Genomic DNA, 20,699 nt, shown 5'->3' with positions numbered 1-20,699 from the left:
AAGCCCGCTGCTGCGGGTTTTTTCGTGCTTGGGAATATATGTGACTAAAAATTACATAAAGGTCACTAGTTGACCCTATGTGTCGCAAAAGTTGTTCGGGTACACTCTGGTTTTCTAAATGGGTCCGTTTCGGCCCGCTTTTTTAGTTCTTGCGAGGTTTGCCATGGCTGACTACAAAGCGCCCTTGCGCGATATGCGCTTCGTCCTCAATGAAGTTTTCGAGGTCGCCAAACTCTGGGCCCAGTTGCCGGCTCTGGCTGAGACTGTGGATGTCGAGACGGTCGAGGCGATTCTGGAGGAAGCGGGCAAAGTCACCGCCAGAAGCATTGCTCCGCTGAGTCGCGGTGCCGACGAGGAAGGTTGCCACTGGGACAACACCGAGGTGACCACCCCTGAAGGTTTCCCACAGGCCTATCAGACCTACGCCGAAGGTGGTTGGGTCGGCGTGGGTGGCGATCCCGAGTTCGGCGGCATGGGCATGCCCAAGGCGGTATCGGCCCAGGTCGAGGAAATGGTCAACTCCGCGAGCCTGGCCTTTGGTCTGTACCCGATGCTGACTGCCGGGGCCTGCCTGTCGATCAACGCCCATGCCAGCGAAGAGCTGAAAGCCACCTACCTGCCGAACATGTATGCCGGTGTCTGGGCAGGCTCCATGTGCCTGACCGAGCCCCATGCCGGTACCGATCTGGGGATTATCCGCACCAAGGCCGAGCCTCGGGCCGACGGTTCCTATGCCATCAGCGGAACCAAGATCTTCATTACCGGTGGTGAGCACGACCTGACGGAAAACATCATTCACCTGGTGCTGGCCAAGCTGCCGGATGCGCCGGCTGGTCCCAAGGGTATTTCCCTGTTCCTGGTGCCCAAGTTCATGGTCAATGCCGATGGCAGCCTGGGCGAGCGCAACCCGGTGACCTGTGGTTCGATCGAGCACAAGATGGGCATCCAGGCTTCGGCCACGTGCGTGATGAACTTCGATCAGGCCATCGGTTACCTGGTGGGTGAACCGAACAAGGGCCTGGCGGCCATGTTCACCATGATGAACTACGAGCGTTTGGGGGTAGGTATCCAGGGGCTGGCCACTGGCGAGCGTTCCTACCAGAACGCTATTGAATATGCCCGTGATCGCCTGCAGAGCCGCTCGCCTACCGGCCCGCAAGCCAAGGACAAGGTAGCCGACCCGATCATTGTGCACCCGGATGTGCGGCGCATGCTGCTGAGCATGAAGGCTGCAAACGAAGGCGGCCGGGCATTTTCCACCTATGTGGCGATGCAATTGGATACCGCCAAGTTCAGCGAAGATCCGGATACCCGCAAGCGGGCAGAAAGCCTGGTGGCATTGCTGACCCCGGTGGCCAAGGCTTTCCTGACCGACCTGGGTCTGGAAACCACGGTTCATGGCCAGCAGATCTTCGGCGGCCACGGCTATATCCGTGAGTGGGGCCAGGAACAACTGGTACGCGATGTACGGATTACCCAAATCTACGAGGGCACCAACGGTATCCAGGCTCTGGATCTGGTGGGACGCAAGATCGTCGGGAGCGGCGGTGCGTTCTATAAGCTGTTTGCCGACGAGATCCGCCATTTCACCGCTACGGCGGATGAGCAATGGGGGGAGTTCACCCGCCCGCTGAACGCGGCGCTGGACAATCTGGATGAGCTGACCGCCTGGGTATTGGACCGGTCCGCCAGCAACCCCAACGAAATCGGGGCAGCGTCGGTGGAATACTTGCAGGTATTTGGCTACACCGCCTACGCCTACATGTGGGCACTGATGGCCAAGGCTGCGTTGGGCAAGGAGCAGGAAGATGACTTCTATGCCAGCAAACTGGGGACGGCGCGGTTCTACTTCGCCCGCCTGCTGCCGCGTATCCACTCGCTTAGCGCCTCGGTCAAGGCCGGTAGCGAATCGCTGTTCCTGTTGCAGGCTGAGCAGTTTTAACCAGCAAGGGCGTTTGTAAGTCATCTCTTACATAACGTGCTGCTGATCGTCCATATCGGTAGATGACGGCTGAAGCTAATCTACTTCACATGGACGTCGCGCAGGAAGCGCAAAGCAACAACACGGACACGTAGGATTCCGCCAGGATGGTGGAGTGAAAAGGATGTCAGGGAAACAGTCTGCAAAGCCCCGCTTCGGCGGGGTTTTCTTTTGTCCGGGTTTTTTATTTTGGCGGGCTTATCCCGGCACCTCCACGGCGGAAGTTCCCCCCAGGCGCGGCTCCTGCGCATTCATCGAGTCTTCCAACAAGCTGCGCAGCAGCTCCAGCGTCCCCTGTTGACGCTGCAGATCCCGGCAGACCAACCCCACCTTTAGCGGCACCCTGGGCTCGCTCAGTGGTTTCCACAACAGTTCCTTGTTGCCGTGCTGCTGTTGGGAGCGCCCGGGAAGCACGGTGGCCAGCCGTGTATGGGGCAGGCTGTCGAGAATCCCGGCCATGTTGTTCAGCTCCGCCTGCACCTGCGGGCGCCGCCCCAGATTGGCCAGTTGAGCCTGCCAGATCTGGCGGATCTGGAACTCCTCTCCCAACAACAGCATCGGCAACTCTGCTGCCTGGCTCATGGAGACCTTCTTGAACTCGCGCAGCGGATGCTGCTCCGGGATGACCAGGGTCAGTTCATCTTCGTACAGCGGTACCCCATGCAGACCTGGCTGGCGTGGCGGCAAGTAGCTGATGCCGATATCCAGCGAGCCATTGAGCAGGCGCCTTTCGATCTCCAGGCCGGTCAATTCATAGATCTGCACCACAAGATGGGGCTGGGCCTTGCGTACACGCTCAAGCATCTGCGGCACCAGGCTGGTATGCACGGTTTGCAGTACGCCGATCGCCAAGGTGCGCAGCGCCTGGCCCTTGAAGTTGCGCAAGGCTTCGCGGGCCTGTTGCAAGCCGTCGAGCAGGGGCAGGGCGTGGTTGTACAGCGTATGCGCCGCCAGTGTCGGCAACAGGCGTTTACTGCTGCGCTCGAACAGGCTGACGTCGAGGTTCTGTTCCAGCTGGCGGATCTGCTGGGAAAGCGCCGGTTGCGAGATCGACAGCCGTTCGGCGGCACGTCCCACATGACCTTCTTCATACACCGCGACGAAATAACGCAGTTGCTTAAAATCCATAAGTATTTCTTATCGAAAAAGCTTAAAAAACGAAATGGCCCGAAGCCCCGGAGGGGCCTAGTCTAGCGCCTATTCACAAGGCTTACAGGGCCACGAAGGGCGATGAATACCGTTTACGTCGATGGTGTTTACATAGGCAAGGCAAAAAATCTCGGCCAGGGTCTGGTCAGCGACACTGACAAGTACCCGGTTGCCAACCGACTCTGGTTGTGGCCACAAGGCCTGGGCAGCGATGAGCACGGCGATCCGCGCTTTCACACCGGTCCCGAGCGCGCCTTGCATCATTACCCCGCTGAACACTATGACCACTGGCGCAAACGTTACCCACAGTTCGCCTGGTGCGCGCCGGCCTTCGGTGAAAACCTGTCCACCCATGGCCTCACCGAAGAACAGGTGTGCCTGGGCGATCTGTTTCGCTGGGGCGGTGCGCTATTGCAGGTCAGCCAGCCGCGTTCGCCCTGCTATCGCCTGAGCCATCGCTGGGGCCTGGCCAATCTGCCGCAACAGGCCCAGGACAATGGTCGTTGCGGCTGGTTTTACCGGGTCCTCAAGCCAGGTTTCGTACAAGCGGATGAACCTTTTGAACTGATTCAGCGCAGTTACCCCGGCCTCACCGTGGCCTGGGCCCTGCGCTGTTTTTTCCAGGAACCTCTGGAACATGCTGGCTTGAAAACCCTCATTGATTGCCCGGCGCTTTCCTCGCGCTGGCGTGATATCGCTATCAAGCGCATGCGTACTGGCCGGGTTGAAGACTGGTCCGCGCGCCTGCTGGGGCTGCCGCTGGAGGGCCTGCGGGCATGAATCTGTTCAACCTGCGCCGCACTGTGCCGAGCCTGGAAGATCTGGCCGCCGAGCCCTATGCAAACGCTTCGGCCCCGGCCTTTTCCAACGAGTGCCTGATGCCCAGTGTGCAGCGTCCCCAACCGGTCTTCGTGCGCGGCCAGGGCTCTTGGCTGTGGGACAGTGAAGACCGTACTTACCTGGATTTCACCCAGGCCGGGGCCGCCAACAGTCTTGGCCACAGCCCGTCGGTCCTGGTCGCCGCGCTTGCCGAGCAGGCGCAGTCGCTGATCAACCCGGGTTCCGGGTTCTACAATCGGGGCATGCTCAAGCTGGCCGATCGCCTGTGCCGCAGCACCGGCAGCGACCAGGCCTACCTGCTGAGCAGCGGCACTGAAGCTTGCGAGGCCGCAATCAAGCTGGCGCGTAAATGGGGGCAACTGCATCGTGGCGGCGCGGCTGGCATCATCACCGCCAGCCAGAGCTGCCATGGTCGTGGCTTTGCTGCGTTGTCGGCGGCTGGCAGCGGCGCTCCGGGCAATCGTTTCGGCCCCGGGCTGCCGGGTTTCAGCCAGGTGCCGTTCAACGATCTGCCGGCTTTGCACGCGGCGGTGGATGCGCAAACCGTGGCGATCATGCTGGAGCCGATCCAGAGTGAGGCTGGTGTCATTCCGGCGACCGAGCATTACCTCAAGGGTGTCGAGCGCCTGTGCCGTGAACTGGGCATCCTGCTGATTCTCGATGAGGTCCAGACTGGCATCGGCCGCTGCGGCACCCTGCTGGCCGAACAGCTGTATGGCGTGCGTGCCGACATCATCGCTCTGGGCAAGGGGCTCGGCGGTGGCGTGCCACTGGCGGCGTTGCTGGCACGGGGCAAGGCCTGCTGTTTCGAGTCGGGCGAGCTGGATGGTACTCACCATGGCAATGCGCTGATGACCTCGGCCGGCCTGGCGGTTCTGGATAGCTTGCAGGAGCATGGCTTTCTTCAGCAGGCGCGCCATAACGGCCAGTACCTGGGGCAGGAACTGACCCGCCTGGCGAGCCGGTATGCACAGGGCCAAGTGCGGGGGCAGGGTTTGTTGTGGGGCATGACCCTGGCGGATGAGTCCGCCGACGCGGTGGTCAAGGCCGCCTTGCATGAAGGCTTGCTGCTCAGCGCGCCGCAACCGGACTGCCTGCGTTTTACCCCGGCATTGAGTGTCAGCAAAGGCAATATCGACGAAATGCTCCTGCGCCTGGCTCGGGCTTTTTCCCGGGTGCGCACGGCGCAATTGCAATGTCGCAAGGGAGTGGCCGTCTGATGCGTGTACTGATCCTGCAACATTCGCCTGCCTCCGGGCCGGGGCGGATCAACCAGTGGCTGCTGGAGCGGGCGAGCGCCGTGCACATCTGCCATCTGTACGCCCAGGCACGTTTGCCGCGGCTCGACAGTTTCGACCTGCTGATCGCTCTGGGTGGGCCCATGAGTGTGCACGACGAGGCCCAGACTCCGTGGCTGGCCGCGGAAAAACGCCTGTTGCGCAAGGCCCTGTCTGCCGGCAAGCGCGTGCTGGGCATCGGCCTGGGTGGCCAGCTCCTGGCGCAGGCGCTGGGGGCGCAGGTTCGCCCCAGTGCAGCGCGGGAGATTGGCTGGTGGCCTGTGGAAAAGTACCCCAATGCCCAGGACTCGCCTTTGGGGCTGGCCTTGCCGGAACGTCTGATGGCCTTTCATTGGCACGGCGAAAGCTTCGATCTCCCCAAGGGCGCGTTGCCGCTCTATCGCTCGGCGGCCTGCGATCACCAGGGCTTTATCTGGCAGGAGCGGGCCATCGGCTTGCAATGCCTGTTGCAGAGCGACTTGCACAGCATCGAGGCACTTTTGCAGGCGCGCCCCAACGGTTGGCTGAGCGCTGAACACAGCGCCGAGCCCGATAGCGTCGAGGATCAACAGGCGATTCTCGCCGGAATCCCGCATTGCAGTGGTCTGGCACCCACTCTGTTCCGGGTGCTGGATTACCTTTCCGGGCCACATGCGACCTTACGTTGACTGACTTCCTGAACCGTCTCGCGGTATAACGCATCGCCCCGTGTCCGATTTTTCGCACGGGGCGTTTTTTTATCTCCAGCTTTTTCAAACCCCTTCTTTGTTCTTGCAACCTCCTTCAAGTACCGGCTCGTTGTACGGGCGCCATGGCCTTCAAGCTGTTGAGCGTGGTGCAGGAACATGGCCTCCAGATCCTCGCCCGAGTGGCTGCGCGGTCTCGAATCGCTCTGAACCCTGGCGTATGGCCAAGGTCGATTGCAGGTAAGGCTCATTCGAGCCGATTGTTATCAGGAGCTGCCCATGGACTTGATCCGCATCATCTTTGCCATTCTCTTGCCGCCCCTGGGGGTCTTCCTGCAAGTGGGGTTTGGCGGCGCTTTCTGGCTGAACATCCTGCTGACCCTGTGCGGCTACATTCCGGGGATCGTGCATGCGGTGTACATCATCGCTAAACGCTGATGGTCTGCCCGTTCCAGGGGAACGGGCAGTAGCTGATCAGTGCTGTGCCTGCAACACTCGGCGGTAAAACCGCCACTCCTGCTCCAGGGCGTGGGCCTGGTTGCTGGCCTTGCGAAAGCCGTGGCGCTCATCGGGATAGTAGTGGGCCTCGGCGGCGATGCCCTGGTCCTGTAGTGCCTTGAGCATGTCGCGAGTCTGCTTGGGCACCACCACCGCATCCTGCTCGCCCTGGAAAAACACCACCGGCACACCGATGCTGCTGGCGTGGGCCAGGGGAGTACGGGCCAGATAACGTTCGCTGTCGCGTTCAGGATCGCCGATCAGCCAGTCCAGGTAGTCGCCTTCGAACTTGTGGGTGGCGCGGGCCAGGCTGATCGGATCGCTGACTCCGTAGAGGCTGGCTCCGGCGCAGAAGACCTTGGCGAAGGCCAGGGCGCAGAGGGTGGTGTAGCCCCCCGAGCTGCCGCCGCGTATGAATGCCTGTTGCGGATCGATCAGCCCCTGCTCATCCAGGTGGGCCACCACGGCGCAGGCGTCTTGCACATCCACCTCGCCCCAGCGCAGGTGCAGGGCCTGGCGATAGGCCCGGCCATATCCGGTGCTGCCGCGGTAGTTCAGGTCGGCCACGGCAAAGCCGCGCTGGGTCCAGAACTGGATACGCGGGTCGAGTATCGGGTAACAGGCCGAAGTCGGGCCGCCGTGGATGAATACCACCAGGGGCGGCCGGTTGACACCGTTCATGGCCGGGTAGAAGAAACCGTGGGCCTGGCCGTCGCCGCTGGGGTAGCACAGGGTCTGCGGGCGGCTGATGCGTTCCGCCGGCAGAGGGGCAATCCCTCCCGCCAGGACTTGGACCTGCCGGGTCTTGCGGTCTATGGCGATAACGGCCGAGGGGCTGACAGGCGAGGCCGCGATGCAGTACAGGTAGTGCTGGTCCAGCGCCAGGCTGCGGAAGCGGCTGTAGTTGCCGCTAAAGTCCTGCTGGAAACCGTCGTCCTGACGCAGCCCGAGGCGGCCAAAACCCTGCTCGGTCCAGCTGCCAAACCAGGCATCGCCGCCCAGGGGCAGCCAGGTGCAACTTCCCAGTTGCCAAGGCGCAGGGGCATGGTCCGCGGCGGTGCTGGGCAACGGCCGCAAACCATCGCTCGACTCGGTCCAGGGTTGCCAGAAACCGCCGCGATCGCTGAGACAATACAGATGATCGTGCTGGTCGAAGCGCGGCTGTTGCAGTGACTCTGGCTCGCCATCGCCCGCCACGCAGCGGGGATCCCCCCAGGTCCCGTTGCCCAGGCGCTCAGCAAGCATCAGGCGGGTGCTGGTCCAAGGTTGATGGGGCCGGTCCCACTCGATCCAGGCCAGCCGCAGACCATTGGGGCTGAGGGTAGGAGCGGCATAGAAGTCGGCCCCGGCAGCCAGTAGCCGGCGTTGACCGGTGACGCTGTCAATGCTCACCAGTTGGTGTTGCTCGGCGCACTCCTCGACGGCCAACACCTGGCCAGAGTGGTATCGCAGGTCACCGTAGCGGCACGTGCCTTGAGTCAAGGCGCTGGGCGCTCCACCGGCCAGGGGCTGGCGATACAGCTGCTGGTCCGCCTCGTTGACGAACAGCAGGGCATCATCGCTGAGGCAGAAGGCGCCACCACCGTATTCATAGACCCTGCTGCGCACGCTGAAGCCGGTTGGCGTCAGGCACTGGGCCTGGCCCTGATGCCACTGCCAGATCCGACAGCGGCCGTCCTCGGGACGATATTCATTCCAGAACAGGCCGTGGGTCGTCAGTTGCAGTTCAGCAAAATCGACCCCGGCCGTAGTGGCCTGGCTGGCGCTGAAGGGCTCAACCCTTGGCGATGAGGCGGGAGTTTCGTTCATTGCGAAAAGCCAGTTGCTCGATGGTGTGGGTGGCCGTTTCAGATTCTTCACGGGCCTGGAGGATCATCCCATGGTGTGGCGATTTGCTGCACACCGGATCGGCATTGCTGGCATCTCCGGTGAGCATGAAGGCCTGGCAGCGGCAGCCGCCGAAGTCCTTTTCCTTCTCGTCGCAGGAGCGGCAGGGTTCGGGCATCCAGTCGTACCCGCGAAAGCGGTTGAAACCGAATGAGTCGTACCAGATGTGCTGCATGCTGTGGTCGCGCACATTGGGGAACTGCACCGGCATCTGCCGCGCGCCGTGGCAAGGCAGTGCGGTGCCGTCCGGAGTCACGGTGAGGAAGATGCTGCCCCAGCCATTCATGCAGGCCTTGGGGCGCTCCTCGTAGTAGTCCGGAGTGACGAAGATCAGCTTGCAGGGATGCCCTTGGGCTTCCAGCCTGGCGCGGTATTCGTTGGTGATGCGCTCGGCGCGCACCAGTTGTTCCTTGGTCGGCAGCAGGCCCACGCGGTTGAGCTGGGCCCAGCCGTAGAACTGGCAGGTGGCGAGCTCGACGAAATCGGCTTCCAGGGCGATGCACAGCTCGATGATGCGGTCGATCTTGTCGATGTTGTGCCGGTGGGTGACGAAGTTCAGCACCATCGGATAGCCATGGGCCTTGACCGCACGGGCCATTTCCAGCTTCTGCGCGAAGGCTTTTTTCGAACCGGCCAGCAGGTTGTTCACCTGTTCGTCGCTGGCCTGGAAGCTGATCTGGATATGGTCCAGGCCGGCTTTCTTGAAGTCGCTGATCTTCTGCTCGGTGAGGCCGATGCCGGAGGTGATCAGGTTGGTATAGAAGCCCAGCTTGCGCGCCTCGCCGATCAGTTCGGCCAGGTCCTGGCGCACCAGCGGCTCGCCGCCGGAGAAACCCAGCTGCGCTGCACCCATTTCCCGCGCTTCGCGAAATACCTTAATCCACTGCTCGGTGCTCAGCTCCTTGCCCTGCTCGGCGAAGTCCAGGGGGTTGGAGCAGTAGGGGCACTGCAGCGGGCAGCGGTAGGTCAGCTCGGCCAGCAGCCACAGCGGCAGGCCAACTTCCGGTTTGCCGGGCAGAACCGCCGGTTCAGGCGAGTTCGATCCAGTGCTGAGCACGGGCGACCTCCATGAACTGCTCGATATCTTCACCGAGCTCGGCCACCCCCGGGAACTGGATTTCCAGCTCGCTGATGATCGCCGCCACGTCACGTTCGCCATCGATCAGGCCGCCAATCAGGGCGGCACTGTCGTTGAGCTTGATCATGCCCTCGGGGTACAGCAGGACGTGGCCCTTTTGCGCCGGTTCATACTGGAAGCGGTAGCCGGGGCGCCAGCGTGGGGTTTTACTGCGGTCGAAACTCATAGGGTGATCCCCTTATGCCAGACCCGCTGATCGGTGACGCTGTGATAGGGCGGGCGGTTCAGTTCATAGGCCATGCTCATGGCGTCGAGCATGCTCCAAAGGATGTCCAGTTTGAACTGGAGAATTTCCAGCATGCGTTCCTGGCCGGCACGGGTGGTGTAGTGCTGCAGGGTGATCGCCAGGCCGTGCTCGACATCGCGGCGGGCCTGGCCCAGGCGGGTGCGGAAGTACTCGTAGCCAGTGGGGTCGATCCATGGGTAATGCTGGGGCCAGCTGTCCAGGCGCGACTGGTGGATTTGCGGCGCGAACAGTTCGGTCAGCGAGCTGCTGGCCGCCTCCTGCCAACTGGCCCGGCGAGCAAAATTGACATAGGCGTCCACGGCAAAGCGCACACCGGGCAGCACCAGCTCCTGGGAGCGCAACTGGTCCGGGTCCAGGCCCACGGCCTGGCCCAGGCGCAGCCAGGCCTCGATGCCGCCGTCCTCGCCCGGGGCGCCGTCATGGTCCAGCAGGCGCTGGATCCATTCGCGGCGAATCTCCCGGTCCGGACAGTTGGCGAGGATCGCCGCGTCCTTCATGGGGATGTTCACCTGGTAATAGAACCGGTTGGCGACCCAGCCCTGGATCTGCTCGCGGGTCGCCCGGCCTTCATACATCGCCATGTGATAAGGGTGATGGATGTGGTAGTAGGCGCCTTTGGCGCGCAGTGCCTGCTCGAATTCGGCGGCGGACAGCGGGGTGTCGGTCATGTGTGTTCTCCGGGGGGCAGCCCTTTCGCGGGCAAGCCCGCTCCTTCGCAAAGGGGCCAAGGCTCGTGGGGCGAGCTTGTGGGCGATTCGCCCTACAGCTCAATACTCATTCCGTCGTAAGCCACTTCCACCTTTCGGCGTACCAGTTCGGCACGTTCGGCGGAGTCTTCATCGAGTATCGGGTTGGTGTTGTTGATATGTATCAGCACCTTGCGCTGGCGCGGCAACTGTTCCAGCACTTCGAGCATGCCGCCGGGGCCGTTCTGCGCCAGGTGGCCCATTTCCCGGCCGGTACGGGTGCCCACGCCACGACGCTGCATTTCATCGTCTTCCCACAGGGTGCCGTCCACCAGCAGCACATCGCTGGCGGCCATGATCTCCAGGAGTGGCGCGTCGACCTTGCCCAGGCCCGGCGCGTAGAAGAGTTTGCCGCCGCTGCGCAGGTCTTCGACGATCAGGCCGATGTTGTCCCCCGGGTGCGGGTCGAAACGGTGGGGCGAATAGGGCGGCGCTGCGCTGCGCAGGGGCAGCGGCGTGAAGCGCAGGTTGGGGCAGGCGGGGATGCTGAAGCTCTGGTCCAGCTCGATGCGGTTCCAGCTCAGGCCGCCGTTCCAGTGGCTGAGCATCTTGAACAGCGGGAAACCGGTGCTCAGGTCTTCATGGACCATGTCGGTGCACCAGACCTGGTGCGGGCAGCCTTCACGCAGGCTGAGCAGGCCGGTGGTGTGGTCGATCTGGCTGTCCATGAGGATGATGGCGCCGATGCCGGTGTCCCGCAGGGCGCGGCCCGGTTGCATGGGGGCGAAGCTTTGCAACTGCGCGCGGATATCCGGAGAGGCGTTGCACAGCACCCAGTTCACCCCGTCATCGGAAATCGCGATGGACGATTGAGTGCGCGCCTGGGCCCGCAGGCTACCGTCGCGAAATCCGGCGCAGTTCACACAGTTGCAGTTCCACTGCGGAAAACCACCGCCGGCGGCGGAACCTAGAATCTGGACAAACATGGACGCTCCCTGGGCTCAAGACTGAAAAAAGGACGGAGAACTGAAAATAAAAACGCCCCGGACGGGCCGAGGCGTTGCGCTGCGTTTCTGGCCAGAGGCAGAAATTAGCGGCTGGCGAAGTACATGGTGACTTCGAAGCCGATACGCAGGTCGGTGTAAGCAGGTTTGGACCAGGTCATAAAATTGCTCCTTTGAGGTGGGTGGGACGGGTGTTGCCTATACATATAGTCCACCTCCGGCGGGAGATGTTCAGATGCTTAGGAGGCTATCTTACTAAATTCCCGCGGAAGGTTGCCCGCAATTCTGAAGAAAGCTCATTGCAGCGCTGGTAATGATCATTCTGCCACTTGCCAGGGTGTACCCGGGCACGGCCTGTTGGCCAGCGCGCTGCAGCCGCCGGCAGCCTCTCTGAGTTGGCGGGCGGCCTGGATCACGATGGCGGGCGTCAGGGCCTCTATGCAGCCTTGCAACTGCGGCAGGTAATCCGACGAGTGGCCGGCCAGTTTTGCCTGCCACAACAGCTCCATGGCCTGTTCCTGAGGCAGGGTCGCGGGCTGCAACTGTTGAGCCAGGGCCTGTCGCTGATCATTCCAGCTGGGCTCGTCGAGTGCCTGGAGTTGTTCGGGCAGGTGCTCAAGGAATTGTGCGATGTGCTGAAGTATCTCGGTGACTGTCGCGCCGGGGGATTGCACGCCGAACAACAGACCCGTCCGGCCGTTGCGCTGGCGAACGGCACTGAAGACGCCATAGCCCAGTTGCAGCTCCACCCGCAGGCGCTGATAGAACGGGGTCTGGCAGAGCTGGCCGAGCAGGCGCCATGCGGCTTCGTCGGCAAGGCTGGCGCTGGGCACGGGATAGAACAGCAGCAGGGCATGCTCACCGGCACTCCCGGGCAGGTTCTGCCACTGCTGGCCGGTGCCTGCTGGCACCGGCCGGCAGAGGGTGGCGTCCGCTGTGCCGGGCATCTGTTGCAGGGTTCGGCTCAAGGCTTCCTGGACGGCGGCTGGCAGCGCCAGGCCCAGTCCGTCCCAGCGAGCGCTGGCCCAGAGTGCTTGCAAGGCCGCTGGGTCGGGCTGGGCCTGGCTGTCGGTCTGTGGCTGTTCGCTGAATGCCTTGAGCAATTGGCGGATCGGCAGCAGGGGCGCTTCAGCATTGACGCTTGCCTGCTCCTGCCAGAACGACTCGGCAGGTCGTCCCAGGGCTTTCAATGCTTGCAGTAGCACTGCGGGCATGGGGGACGGCAAACCGTGCAGTTTCAGCAGCCAGTCTTTGCCACAAGAGGTGAAGTTCAGCTCTACGCCGGCCTGGCGGGCATCGTCGCGCAATGTCGCCAGGCTGCGCAGCAACCGGGCATGCAAGCCCATCGGGGCAGGCGAGGCCAGTTGCCAGCGCAGAGTCAGGGCGCTACCAGAAGGATCTGCTGGCAGCGCCTGGCTGAAGCTCAGGGCCGAGCTTTCCTTGCGGCCCCGGGAGCGATCCTGGGCAAAGGTGCGCAGCCCGCGATGAGCGCTGGTCTGCCCACGAATCAACCCGGCCCGTGGTGCCTCGATCGTGCTGCGCAGAAAGGGGTTGGCAGGAGGCAGGCGCCAGTCGTGGCTGAAGTGGTCCACAGCCTGGGGTTGCAACTGCTTGAGCACCTGCTTGAGGGCGGCCAGCCCCGACTCATCCAGCCCATCGGCAGCTTGGCGGCTGTCGCGTCGGGACAGTTCCAGGGCGCTGGCAACTTCGATCTGGCGCTGTTGCAGCAAGGCATATTCTTCGCGCAACGGTGCCCAGTCGGCCTGGGCACTGAAGAACCCCAGCCACTCTGTCAGCAGCTCGCGTACCTGAACCGGGGCTGATGCCGCCACGCTGGTCAGATCGAACTCCAGGTGCAGCAGGGCCTGGCCGGCGAACTCATACAGGAGCGTTGCCTTGAGGCTGTGAGCCAGTTGGCGCTGCTGGAGTTCCGCCAGCAACCCGCCGGGCTTGGCCGATTGCAGCCAGGTGCAGAGAAAATCCACAGCGGCAGTAGCGCCCGCGGGCAGCCGCTCTAGAGCAAACAGCAGGTCCAGCCGCTGGCCGCTGAGTTGTTGGTAGGTCTGGTTGCCCGTGGCCATTAGGGCGGGAGGCGCTGTCTGCTCAAGGTGTTGACCGCTCGGCAGGCAACTGCCGTAGCGTTCCGCCAGGGCTCGGAGCTCCTCCAGTGGCTGCGGGCCGGCGAGGCTCAAGACCATTTGCCCGGCCTGGTAATACTCGCGATGGAACTGCTGCAAGGCCTGCTGGAAGGCGTTATTGGGCAGGTTCAGGCTGTAGCGGTTGCCGGCATGGAAGGCCCTTAGCGGGTGCGCGTCATTAAGACCGTCAAACAGTGCGAATTGACGCTGCGCTGTCGCATCCCGGGACCAGGCGATGAACTCGGCGTGCAGGACTTCCCGCTCCCGGTGTTGGTCCTCCAGGCTCATGCGCGGTTGAGCAAGCATCTCGCACAGACGTTCCAGGCCACCGGCAAAGGCGCTGGCCGGCAGCTCGAAAAAGAACTCGGTGGCACGTTCGCAGGTTCGCGCGTTCAGTTGCCCGCCCTGGGCCCGTACATAGGCCATCAGCCCCTGTTCGACAGGAAAGCGCTCGGTCCCGAGAAACAGCAGGTGTTCCAGAAAGTGCGCCAGGCCCGGCCAGGCCAGCGGTACATCGTGGCTGCCGGCGGCGACCCGCAATGTCGCGGCGCAGCGTTTCAAATGGGGAGCATGACGCAGTGAAACCCGCAGGCCGTTGGCCAGGGTTTCCAGTGGGGGCAGAGGGTGATTCGGCGCGGGCATGAGCACTTCCAGAACAGAGAAGCGCTCATGCTAGCGGATATCCCCGGATCAGCGCTTGCTCAGGTCGTCGTAAAGCTCGGGGCGGCGATCGGACAGGTAGCGGTTGAGTGCCCGGGATTCGCCCATCAGTTGGCGGTCCAGGGTGCCGATGATCAGGGCTTCGTCGAGACCGGCCAGGGCAATCCGGCTGCCGTCGGGGGCGGCGATGCTGCTCTGGCCGCAATAGCGGATCTGTTCTTCATGGCCACAGTAGTTGGCATAGGCCACGTAGCACTGGTTCTCGAAGGCCCGGGCACGGATCGTCACGTCGGCGACGAAGTCGTAGGGGATCATGTTGGCGGTCGGCACCAGAATCAGCTCCGCGCCTGCCAGGGCCAGGCGTCGTGCATTCTCCGGGAACTCGATGTCGTAGCAGATCAGAAAGCCGAGTTTCCAGCCGTCCAGTTCCACCAGCGGAAAGTCATCTTCGCCGGCGCTGAACATCGAATGGTCGAGGTCACCGAACAGGTGGGTCTTGCGGTAGTTGCACAGGCGCTGCCCCTGGGCGTCGATCAACTGCACGGCGTTGTAGATCTGGCCGTCGACACTGCGCTCCGGGTAGCCATAGAGGATCGCCGTGCCGGCGGCCTGGGCGATGGCGGCGATGCGCTGGGCCGAAGGGCCGTCCTGGGCCTCGGCCAGAGCGCCCACCGCTTCCAGGCCGATGTTGTAGCCGCTGAGAAACATCTCCGGCAGCACCAACAGATCGGCATCGGTGGCTTCCATGGCCACCTGATGCAGGCGTTGCAGGTTGCCGGCCACATCCAGCGGCCGTGGCGGGCACTGATACAGGGCGACGCGCATGGTCTTCACTCCACTCACTGACAGACCGGCCACTGTAGCCGCTGTCGCAGGTTCGTACGACATCCCCGCAGGGCAAGCCTGCGGGGACGAGCGCCTGCCCGGCCGCCGGTTTCAGTCGGCCAGGGCAATCGGCCCGATCTCGTGGAACACATCCCCCGGGCCCGGGTTCTCGGCGTGGGTAGCGCCACCGAAGTGCTTCATGATCCCCCACACCGCGTTCAGCGAGGTCTGCACCGCACCCTCGACCCAGGCCGGAGTCCAGGAGACATCGTCACCAGCGATGAAGATACCGCGCTGCTCGGCGGGCATGTCGTCCTGCATGAAGTGCGCGTACATCCGCTGGTTGTAGCGGTAGTGGCCCGGCAGCGCGCCCTTGAAGGCACCGAGGAAGTGCGGGTCGGCCTCCCAGGAGACGGTGATCGGGTCGCCGATGATACGGCTGGCGATATCCACCTTGGGGTAGATCTTCTTCAGCGCATCCAGGGCCAGCTTCACGCGCTTTTCCACCGGCTGCGGGAGCATCTTCAGGGCATCGCTCATCCACGAGTAGGACAGGCAGATCACCCCCGGCTTGTCGTCGCCGTTGTCGAACAGGTAGGTGCCGCGGGTCAGGCGGTCGGTGAGGGTCATGCTCATCAGGTCGCGACCGGTTTCCGGATCCTTGTCCTTCCAGAACGGCCGGTCGACCATGACGAAGGTCTTCGACGACTGCATGTAGCGGGTGCGGTCCAGGGCCATCCACATCTTTTGCGAGAACAGCGATTCCTCGCATTCGATCTGGGTGGTCAGCAGCCAGCTCTGGCAGGTGGTCAGCACCGCGGCGTATTCCCGGGTGTCGCCCCAGTTGTCGGTGACGCTGAAACGGCCATCGGCGGCCCGGGCAATGCGCTTGACCCCGGTACGCGGCGCGCCGTGGTGCAGCGAGCTGAGGCTTGTACCGGCCGGCCAGTGGGCACAACGCTCCGGCACGTGGCGCCAGATGCCCAGGGGCACCTGCTCGACGCCGCCCACCACCAGGTGCTGGTGGTCGTCGCAGTTGGTCATCACCACGCGGAAGATTTCCAGCATCGAGTTGGGGAAGTCCGAATCCCAGCCGCCGGTGCCGAAGCCCACCTGGCCGAACACCTCACGGTGATGGAAAGACAGCTTGGCGAAGGCCTTGGAGGTGGCGACGAAGTCGTAGAAGGTGCGGTCGTCCCACAGCGGCACCAGGGTGTTCCACAGTTCCTTGAGGCGCGCCACGTCGCGGTCACGGATTGCCTGCTGGATTTCGCTGAAGCGCGAACCATCTTCCAGGGCATCGGCCCAGGCATCGGCGACTTCCTGGAACAGCGCCGGCAGGTCGGCGAGTTTCTGGGCGTAGTGGGTCTGGCCTTCGAGGTCGATGACGGTACTGCCCGAGGCTGGGGTCAGCGGGTTGGGAAAGGGCTTGGTTTCAAGGCCGAGCTTGTCGACGTAATGGTAGAAGGCCGTGGACGACACCGGAAAGCGCATGCCACCCAGCTCGGCGATGACCCCCTCGGCTCCCTCAAAGGCCTGGGAGCGCAGGCGGCCGCCCATTTTCGAGGCTTCATAGACCACTGGCTTGAGGCCCAGCTTCATCAGCTCGTAGGCCGCCACCAGCCCGGCGATACCGGCGCCGACAATCGCCACTTCGGTGCCGTGCCGTGCCTGGGGAATGCTGCCCAGGCCGGCAGGATGCTCGATCCAGTCGTCGAAGGCGAAAGGGAAGTCCGGGCCGAAAATGGTGATCGGCTTCTTACCGTCTGCAGGATGGCGATTGTTCTTGTTCATGGCTGACCTTGGCGGGCGGCTCAGCAGAGTGCTGAGTATAGGAAAAGATGGCAGCCATTCTAGAGAGGGTGAAACACGTAAATAAGACGCAAACTGTCGTCGTTATGCTCGGTTATTTATCGATATGACGAATTTGTGCGTCAGATTGTCTGATTGGCAGGGCGCACCTTACAGCGCGTGCCCGCGATCGATCTTGCTGCTGAGGATGATCGAGGTGGTGGTTTTCTCCACGCCGTCAACGCTGCCGATCTGGTCCAGCAACTGGTCCAGCTGTTCCGGTGAGTCGGTGCGCAGCCAGGCCACATAGTCGAATTCGCCGCTGACCGCACACAGTTGCTGGACCTGCGCCATGCCGCTCAGGCGCCGCAGCACTTCCTTGCCAGAGCGCGGCTGGACCTTGATGCCGACATACGCCTGCAAGCCGCCATCGACTACCCGCTGCCCCAGGCGCACGCCATATCCGGTAATGACCCGGGTCTTTTCCAGGCGGGCCAGGCGCGAGGTCACGGTGGTGCGGGCGATACCCAACTGCCGGGCCAGCATCGCCACGCTTTCGCGGGCGTTGATCTGCAAGGCTGCGATCAATTGACGGTCGACTTCGTCAAGAACGGGAGGGCGGCTATCGGACAAGGTGGGCTCCAGCACGGCTATCGGGGGAGCGCACATGTTACAGGCTCCCGTGAACACCCGCCGCAGCTCCCGGAGAACATGGCGCAAGCGACAGCTACGCTCTGTGAGTCGGGAATTTTTTTGAAACAAATGACCTGCGACAGATTGTCATAAGTAACTGGTTAGTACATTCTCGCCGTCAGGTTTTGAAGATGGGAGAGTTTTTAAGATGAAAAACACGGGGGCTGCCGCCGGCAGCAAATGGTTGCTCGGGGGGCTGGGTATCCTGATTGCCCTGATCGGGCTGGGCCTGGCCGCAGGCGGGGGTTACCTCCTGAGCCTGGGCGGCAGTGCCTATTTCCTGTTGATGGGCCTGGCGATGCTGGTGTCCGGGCTGTTGATCGCGCGGCGCAACCCGCGTGGTGCCTGGCTGTATGGGGTGGCCCTGGTGCTGACGGCGATCTGGGCGGTCTGGGATGCGGGCCTGGAATACTGGCCGCTGGTCTCGCGGGTACTGACCTTCGCCGTGATCGGCCTCGTGGTGGCGCTGATCTACCCGACCCTGGTGCGTGCCTCCGGAGCCCATGCCGGGCGCGGTGCCTATGGCCTGGCTGGGCTGTTGGGGATCGGTGTGGTCGCGACCCTGGCCTACATGTTCGTGCCGACCCATGTGGTCAAGGCGGACAAGGTGCCAGCGGTCCAGCCGGTGGCTCCCGGGACGGAACAGAAAGACTGGGCCCACTGGGGCAATACCACTGCGGGCAACCGCTTCGCCGCACTGGACCAGATCAACAAGGGCAACATCGACCAGTTGCAGGTGGCCTGGACCTTCCGCACCGGTGACCTGCCCGAAAGCAACGGCGCTGGTGCCGAAGACCAGAACACACCCCTGCAGATCGGCGATACCGTCTACACCTGCACCGCCTACGGCAAGGTGTTCGCCCTGGACGCCGACACCGGCGCCGAGCGCTGGAAGTTCGACCCTCAGGGCTACGCGCCAAACTGGCAGCGCTGCCGCGGCCTGGGTTATTTCGACGCCTCTGCCACCCCGGTAGCCGATGCTTCGGCGCCTGCTGCTCCGGCGGCCTGCACCAAGCGCCTGTTCCTGCCGACCGGTGATGCGCGCCTGATCGCGATCAACGCTGAAACCGGCAAGCCCTGTGAGGACTTTGGCAACCAGGGCACGGTCGATCTGAAAACCGACATGGGCGAGATCAAGCCGGGCTACTACCAGCAGACTTCGACACCGTTGGTGGCGGGCACCGTGGTGATCGTCGGCGGCCGGGTGGCGGACAACTTCTCCACCGGCGAACCGCCGGGCGTGGTTCGGGCTTTCGATGTACGCAGCGGCGAGCTGATGTGGGCCTGGGACCCGGGCAACCCGGCCACCACCAAGCGCCCGCCGGCGGGTGAAACCTACACCCGTGGTACGCCCAACGTCTGGTCGGCAATGTCCTATGACGCCAAGCTGGGCCTGGTGTACCTGCCCACTGGCAACGCCACCCCGGATTTCTTCGGCGGCCAGCGCACCGAGTTCGACGACAAGTGGAACTCCTCCATCGTCGCCATCGACGTGAAGACCGGCCAGGTTCGCTGGCACTTCCAGACCACCCATCACGACCTCTGGGACTTCGACCTGCCGGCACAGCCGCTGCTGTACGACATTCCGGACGACAAGGGCGGTGTGCAACCGGCGCTGGCCCAGGTCACCAAGCAGGGCGAGATATTCCTGCTCAACCGTGAGACCGGCAAGCCGATTGCCCGGGTGGAAGAGCGCCCCGTGCCCCAGGGCAATGTGCCGGGCGAGCGGTATTCGCCGACCCAGCCGTTCTCGGTGGAAATGCCGTCGATCGGCAACCAGACCCTGACCGAGTCCGACATGTGGGGCGCGACTCCCTTCGACCAGCTGATGTGCCGTATCCAGTTCAAGGGTATGCGCCATGAGGGTGTGTACACCCCGCCGGGCCTGGATCATGCGTTGCAGTTTCCCGGCTCCCTGGGCGGTATGAACTGGGGCAGCGTGTCGGTGGACCCCACCAGCAATTACATGTTCGTCAACGACATGCGCCTGGGCCTGGCCAACTACATGATTCCCCGGGACCAGATCGCCGCCGGTGCCAGTGGCATCGAGATGGGCGTGGTGCCTCAGGAAGGCACGCCGTTCGGCGCCATGCGCCAGCGCTTCCTCTCGGCGGCGGGCATTCCCTGCCAGAAGCCGCCGTTCGGCACCATGTCGGCCATCGACCTGAAGACCCGCAAGCTGGTGTGGCAAGTGCCGGTGGGTACCGTGCAGGACACCGGCCCGCTGGGGATCCGCATGCACCTGCCGATCCCGATTGGCATGCCGACCCTGGGCGCGTCCCTGGCTACCCAATCCGGTCTGCTGTTCTTCGCCGGTACCCAGGATTTCTACCTGCGGGCCTTCGATACCGGCAATGGCAATGAGATCTGGAAGGCGCGCCTGCCCGTAGGCAGCCAGTCGGGCCCCATGACCTACGTGTCGCCCAAGACCGGTCGCCAGTACATCCTGCTCACCGCTGGCGGTGCGCGGCAGTCGACGGATCGTGGCGACTACGTGATTGCTTACGCGTTGCCCAAGAAATAAGCGCAGCCTGGCAGCAGCATGAAAAAGCCGCGCAATGCGCGGCTTTTTCATGGACGCAGGCAACGGGCTTCAGCCCCCTTGCGATTTGGGGAAGGCGGGGCATGTTCCGGGAGGGCGTTGGTGGTTGACTGCAGGGGAGTGTAAATAAGAACTGTCTTAGATACTGTTTGTGGGTATTTTGCTAAAAAGCCGCCTTTTCCAGATCCCGAAATAGTGGGAATGAATAAGGATGTCGGCATGACGTACAGGCTGTCTCTTTCAGGCTTTCAGGATGCGGTCGAGCATTTCCACACGGTGGTCGAGGCCCTGGCCTTCTATGAAAGCCTTCAGGAGAGGGAGGGGGATGCACCTGGCGCAGGCCGTGCAGAATTGCACTGCCTGCAAAGGAATACCTTCGTCGTCCTGCTTCCGGGAATCAGTGTGCAAACCGTCACCGAAGAACTGGAAACCGTGTGGGAGTGGGCGCCGGAAGATCGCCTGAAGATTCGCCCCATGTTGAAAGAGCGCTATCGGACCAAGACTTGATGAGGTTTGCTTTTCAAGTAACAGACACATAAAAGCCGCGCATTGCGCGGCTTTCTTGTTTGGTGGGCCCACACGGACTTGAACCGTGGACCAAAGGATTATGAGTCCTCTGCTCTAACCAACTGAGCTATAGGCCCTCAGTAGGCGCCG

18 protein-coding genes and 1 tRNA gene are annotated in these 20,699 nt (G+C 63.0%); 7 read left to right on the top strand and 12 right to left on the bottom strand.

The features are described from left to right. Nucleotides 1-163: 163 nt before the first annotated feature. Nucleotides 164-1,942 (top strand): acyl-CoA dehydrogenase C-terminal domain-containing protein, encoded by a 1,779-nt coding sequence (locus tag AC1RCO_RS13355; protein WP_492617789.1) that lies wholly within the window; start codon nt 164-166, stop codon nt 1,940-1,942. A 237-nt stretch (nt 1,943-2,179) separates the two neighbouring features. Here the strand turns inward: AC1RCO_RS13355 and AC1RCO_RS13350 are convergent, their stop codons facing one another. After that, nucleotides 2,180-3,109: a LysR family transcriptional regulator gene (locus tag AC1RCO_RS13350; RefSeq protein WP_011063858.1), complete on the bottom strand. Its 930-nt coding sequence runs from the start codon at nt 3,107-3,109 to the stop codon at nt 2,180-2,182. A 102-nt stretch (nt 3,110-3,211) separates the two neighbouring features. Here AC1RCO_RS13350 and AC1RCO_RS13345 point away from each other — a divergent pair, with 102 nt between their 5' ends. The 4 genes from AC1RCO_RS13345 to AC1RCO_RS13330 all read left to right on the top strand — a co-directional run bounded on the left by AC1RCO_RS13345 (nt 3,212) and on the right by AC1RCO_RS13330 (nt 6,371). Beyond that, nucleotides 3,212-3,910, top strand: a complete 699-nt coding sequence (locus tag AC1RCO_RS13345; RefSeq protein WP_015637267.1) for an MOSC domain-containing protein — start codon at nt 3,212-3,214, stop codon at nt 3,908-3,910. After that, entirely contained in the window at nt 3,907-5,190 is a 1,284-nt protein-coding gene (locus AC1RCO_RS13340; protein WP_492617788.1) for an aspartate aminotransferase family protein, read from the top strand. Before AC1RCO_RS13345 ends, AC1RCO_RS13340 begins: the two co-directional genes overlap by 4 nt. Next, complete coding sequence (locus tag AC1RCO_RS13335) at nt 5,190-5,915, top strand: type 1 glutamine amidotransferase (RefSeq protein WP_011063855.1); 726 nt, start codon at nt 5,190-5,192, stop codon at nt 5,913-5,915. The genes AC1RCO_RS13340 and AC1RCO_RS13335 overlap by 1 nt, the downstream gene beginning before the upstream one ends. 297 nt (nt 5,916-6,212) lie before the next feature. Next, nucleotides 6,213-6,371: a YqaE/Pmp3 family membrane protein gene (locus AC1RCO_RS13330; RefSeq protein ID WP_011063854.1), complete on the top strand. Its 159-nt coding sequence runs from the start codon at nt 6,213-6,215 to the stop codon at nt 6,369-6,371. A gap of 36 nt (nt 6,372-6,407) precedes the next feature. Here AC1RCO_RS13330 and AC1RCO_RS13325 read toward each other — a convergent pair whose 3' ends face one another. From AC1RCO_RS13325 to AC1RCO_RS13280, 10 genes are all read right to left on the bottom strand, one after another. Continuing rightward, nucleotides 6,408-8,240 carry a S9 family peptidase gene (locus AC1RCO_RS13325; RefSeq protein WP_492617787.1) on the bottom strand — a complete coding sequence of 611 codons (1,833 nt, stop codon included), beginning with the start codon at nt 8,238-8,240 and terminating at the stop codon, nt 6,408-6,410. Beyond that, on the bottom strand, nt 8,206-9,375 hold the full coding sequence (gene pqqE / locus AC1RCO_RS13320) for a pyrroloquinoline quinone biosynthesis protein PqqE (RefSeq protein WP_019094523.1): 1,170 nt from the start codon (nt 9,373-9,375) through the stop codon (nt 8,206-8,208). Before pqqE ends, AC1RCO_RS13325 begins: the two co-directional genes overlap by 35 nt. Beyond that, nucleotides 9,347-9,622, bottom strand: coding sequence for a pyrroloquinoline quinone biosynthesis peptide chaperone PqqD (gene pqqD / locus AC1RCO_RS13315; protein ID WP_011063851.1), 276 nt, complete (start codon nt 9,620-9,622; stop codon nt 9,347-9,349). Before pqqD ends, pqqE begins: the two co-directional genes overlap by 29 nt. Next, complete coding sequence (pqqC, locus tag AC1RCO_RS13310) at nt 9,619-10,371, bottom strand: pyrroloquinoline-quinone synthase PqqC (RefSeq protein ID WP_492617786.1); 753 nt, start codon at nt 10,369-10,371, stop codon at nt 9,619-9,621. Before pqqC ends, pqqD begins: the two co-directional genes overlap by 4 nt. A 92-nt stretch (nt 10,372-10,463) precedes the next feature. Next, entirely contained in the window at nt 10,464-11,375 is a 912-nt protein-coding gene (gene pqqB, locus AC1RCO_RS13305; RefSeq protein ID WP_011063849.1) for a pyrroloquinoline quinone biosynthesis protein PqqB, read from the bottom strand. Between the two features lie 104 nt (nt 11,376-11,479). Further along, nucleotides 11,480-11,554 carry a pyrroloquinoline quinone precursor peptide PqqA gene (gene pqqA / locus AC1RCO_RS13300; RefSeq protein WP_003194766.1) on the bottom strand — a complete coding sequence of 25 codons (75 nt, stop codon included), beginning with the start codon at nt 11,552-11,554 and terminating at the stop codon, nt 11,480-11,482. A gap of 156 nt (nt 11,555-11,710) precedes the next feature. Continuing rightward, nucleotides 11,711-14,173 (bottom strand): pyrroloquinoline quinone biosynthesis protein PqqF, encoded by a 2,463-nt coding sequence (gene pqqF, locus AC1RCO_RS13295; protein ID WP_410036823.1) that lies wholly within the window; start codon nt 14,171-14,173, stop codon nt 11,711-11,713. A gap of 48 nt (nt 14,174-14,221) precedes the next feature. Further along, entirely contained in the window at nt 14,222-15,016 is a 795-nt protein-coding gene (locus AC1RCO_RS13290; protein ID WP_011063847.1) for a carbon-nitrogen hydrolase family protein, read from the bottom strand. A 111-nt stretch (nt 15,017-15,127) separates the two neighbouring features. Further along, nucleotides 15,128-16,810 carry a flavin monoamine oxidase family protein gene (locus tag AC1RCO_RS13285; protein WP_410036824.1) on the bottom strand — a complete coding sequence of 561 codons (1,683 nt, stop codon included), beginning with the start codon at nt 16,808-16,810 and terminating at the stop codon, nt 15,128-15,130. A 168-nt stretch (nt 16,811-16,978) separates the two neighbouring features. Further along, entirely contained in the window at nt 16,979-17,440 is a 462-nt protein-coding gene (locus AC1RCO_RS13280; RefSeq protein ID WP_011063845.1) for an Lrp/AsnC family transcriptional regulator, read from the bottom strand. A gap of 208 nt (nt 17,441-17,648) precedes the next feature. Here AC1RCO_RS13280 and AC1RCO_RS13275 point away from each other — a divergent pair, with 208 nt between their 5' ends. Together AC1RCO_RS13275 and AC1RCO_RS13270 are read left to right on the top strand one after the other, a co-directional pair. Then, on the top strand, nt 17,649-20,024 hold the full coding sequence (locus AC1RCO_RS13275; protein WP_019094517.1) for a glucose/quinate/shikimate family membrane-bound PQQ-dependent dehydrogenase: 2,376 nt from the start codon (nt 17,649-17,651) through the stop codon (nt 20,022-20,024). Between the two features lie 219 nt (nt 20,025-20,243). After that, a complete protein-coding gene (locus AC1RCO_RS13270) occupies nt 20,244-20,549 on the top strand; it encodes a hypothetical protein (protein WP_170866334.1) in 306 nt (101 codons plus the stop codon). Between the two features lie 60 nt (nt 20,550-20,609). Here AC1RCO_RS13270 and AC1RCO_RS13265 read toward each other — a convergent pair. Beyond that, nucleotides 20,610-20,686, bottom strand: a tRNA-Ile gene (locus AC1RCO_RS13265). Between the last annotated feature and the right edge of the window lie 13 nt (nt 20,687-20,699).

The sequence above is a fragment of the Pseudomonas sp. GW823-FHT03E05 genome, from assembly GCF_058796855.1.
The sequence above is the reverse complement of the archived record's forward strand: the minus strand, read 5'-3'. Positions and strand labels throughout refer to the sequence as shown.

Bases quoted from the DNA above. Each gene is read 5' to 3' on its own strand.
- AC1RCO_RS13335 (WP_011063855.1), top strand. From the start codon at position 5,190: ATGCGTGTACTGATCCTGCAACATTCGCCTGCCTCCGGGCCGGGGCGG.
- pqqC (WP_492617786.1), bottom strand. From the start codon at position 10,371: ATGACCGACACCCCGCTGTCCGCCGCCGAATTCGAGCAGGCACTGCGC.
- AC1RCO_RS13330 (WP_011063854.1), top strand. From the start codon at position 6,213: ATGGACTTGATCCGCATCATCTTTGCCATTCTCTTGCCGCCCCTGGGG.
- AC1RCO_RS13325 (WP_492617787.1), bottom strand. From the start codon at position 8,240: ATGAACGAAACTCCCGCCTCATCGCCAAGGGTTGAGCCCTTCAGCGCC.
- AC1RCO_RS13350 (WP_011063858.1), bottom strand. From the start codon at position 3,109: ATGGATTTTAAGCAACTGCGTTATTTCGTCGCGGTGTATGAAGAAGGT.
- AC1RCO_RS13340 (WP_492617788.1), top strand. From the start codon at position 3,907: ATGAATCTGTTCAACCTGCGCCGCACTGTGCCGAGCCTGGAAGATCTG.
- AC1RCO_RS13275 (WP_019094517.1), top strand. From the start codon at position 17,649: ATGAAAAACACGGGGGCTGCCGCCGGCAGCAAATGGTTGCTCGGGGGG.
- AC1RCO_RS13290 (WP_011063847.1), bottom strand. From the start codon at position 15,016: ATGCGCGTCGCCCTGTATCAGTGCCCGCCACGGCCGCTGGATGTGGCC.
- AC1RCO_RS13270 (WP_170866334.1), top strand. From the start codon at position 20,244: ATGAATAAGGATGTCGGCATGACGTACAGGCTGTCTCTTTCAGGCTTT.
- AC1RCO_RS13355 (WP_492617789.1), top strand. From the start codon at position 164: ATGGCTGACTACAAAGCGCCCTTGCGCGATATGCGCTTCGTCCTCAAT.
- AC1RCO_RS13285 (WP_410036824.1), bottom strand. From the start codon at position 16,810: ATGAACAAGAACAATCGCCATCCTGCAGACGGTAAGAAGCCGATCACC.
- pqqB (WP_011063849.1), bottom strand. From the start codon at position 11,375: ATGTTTGTCCAGATTCTAGGTTCCGCCGCCGGCGGTGGTTTTCCGCAG.
- pqqF (WP_410036823.1), bottom strand. From the start codon at position 14,173: ATGCCCGCGCCGAATCACCCTCTGCCCCCACTGGAAACCCTGGCCAAC.
- AC1RCO_RS13345 (WP_015637267.1), top strand. From the start codon at position 3,212: ATGAATACCGTTTACGTCGATGGTGTTTACATAGGCAAGGCAAAAAAT.
- pqqD (WP_011063851.1), bottom strand. From the start codon at position 9,622: ATGAGTTTCGACCGCAGTAAAACCCCACGCTGGCGCCCCGGCTACCGC.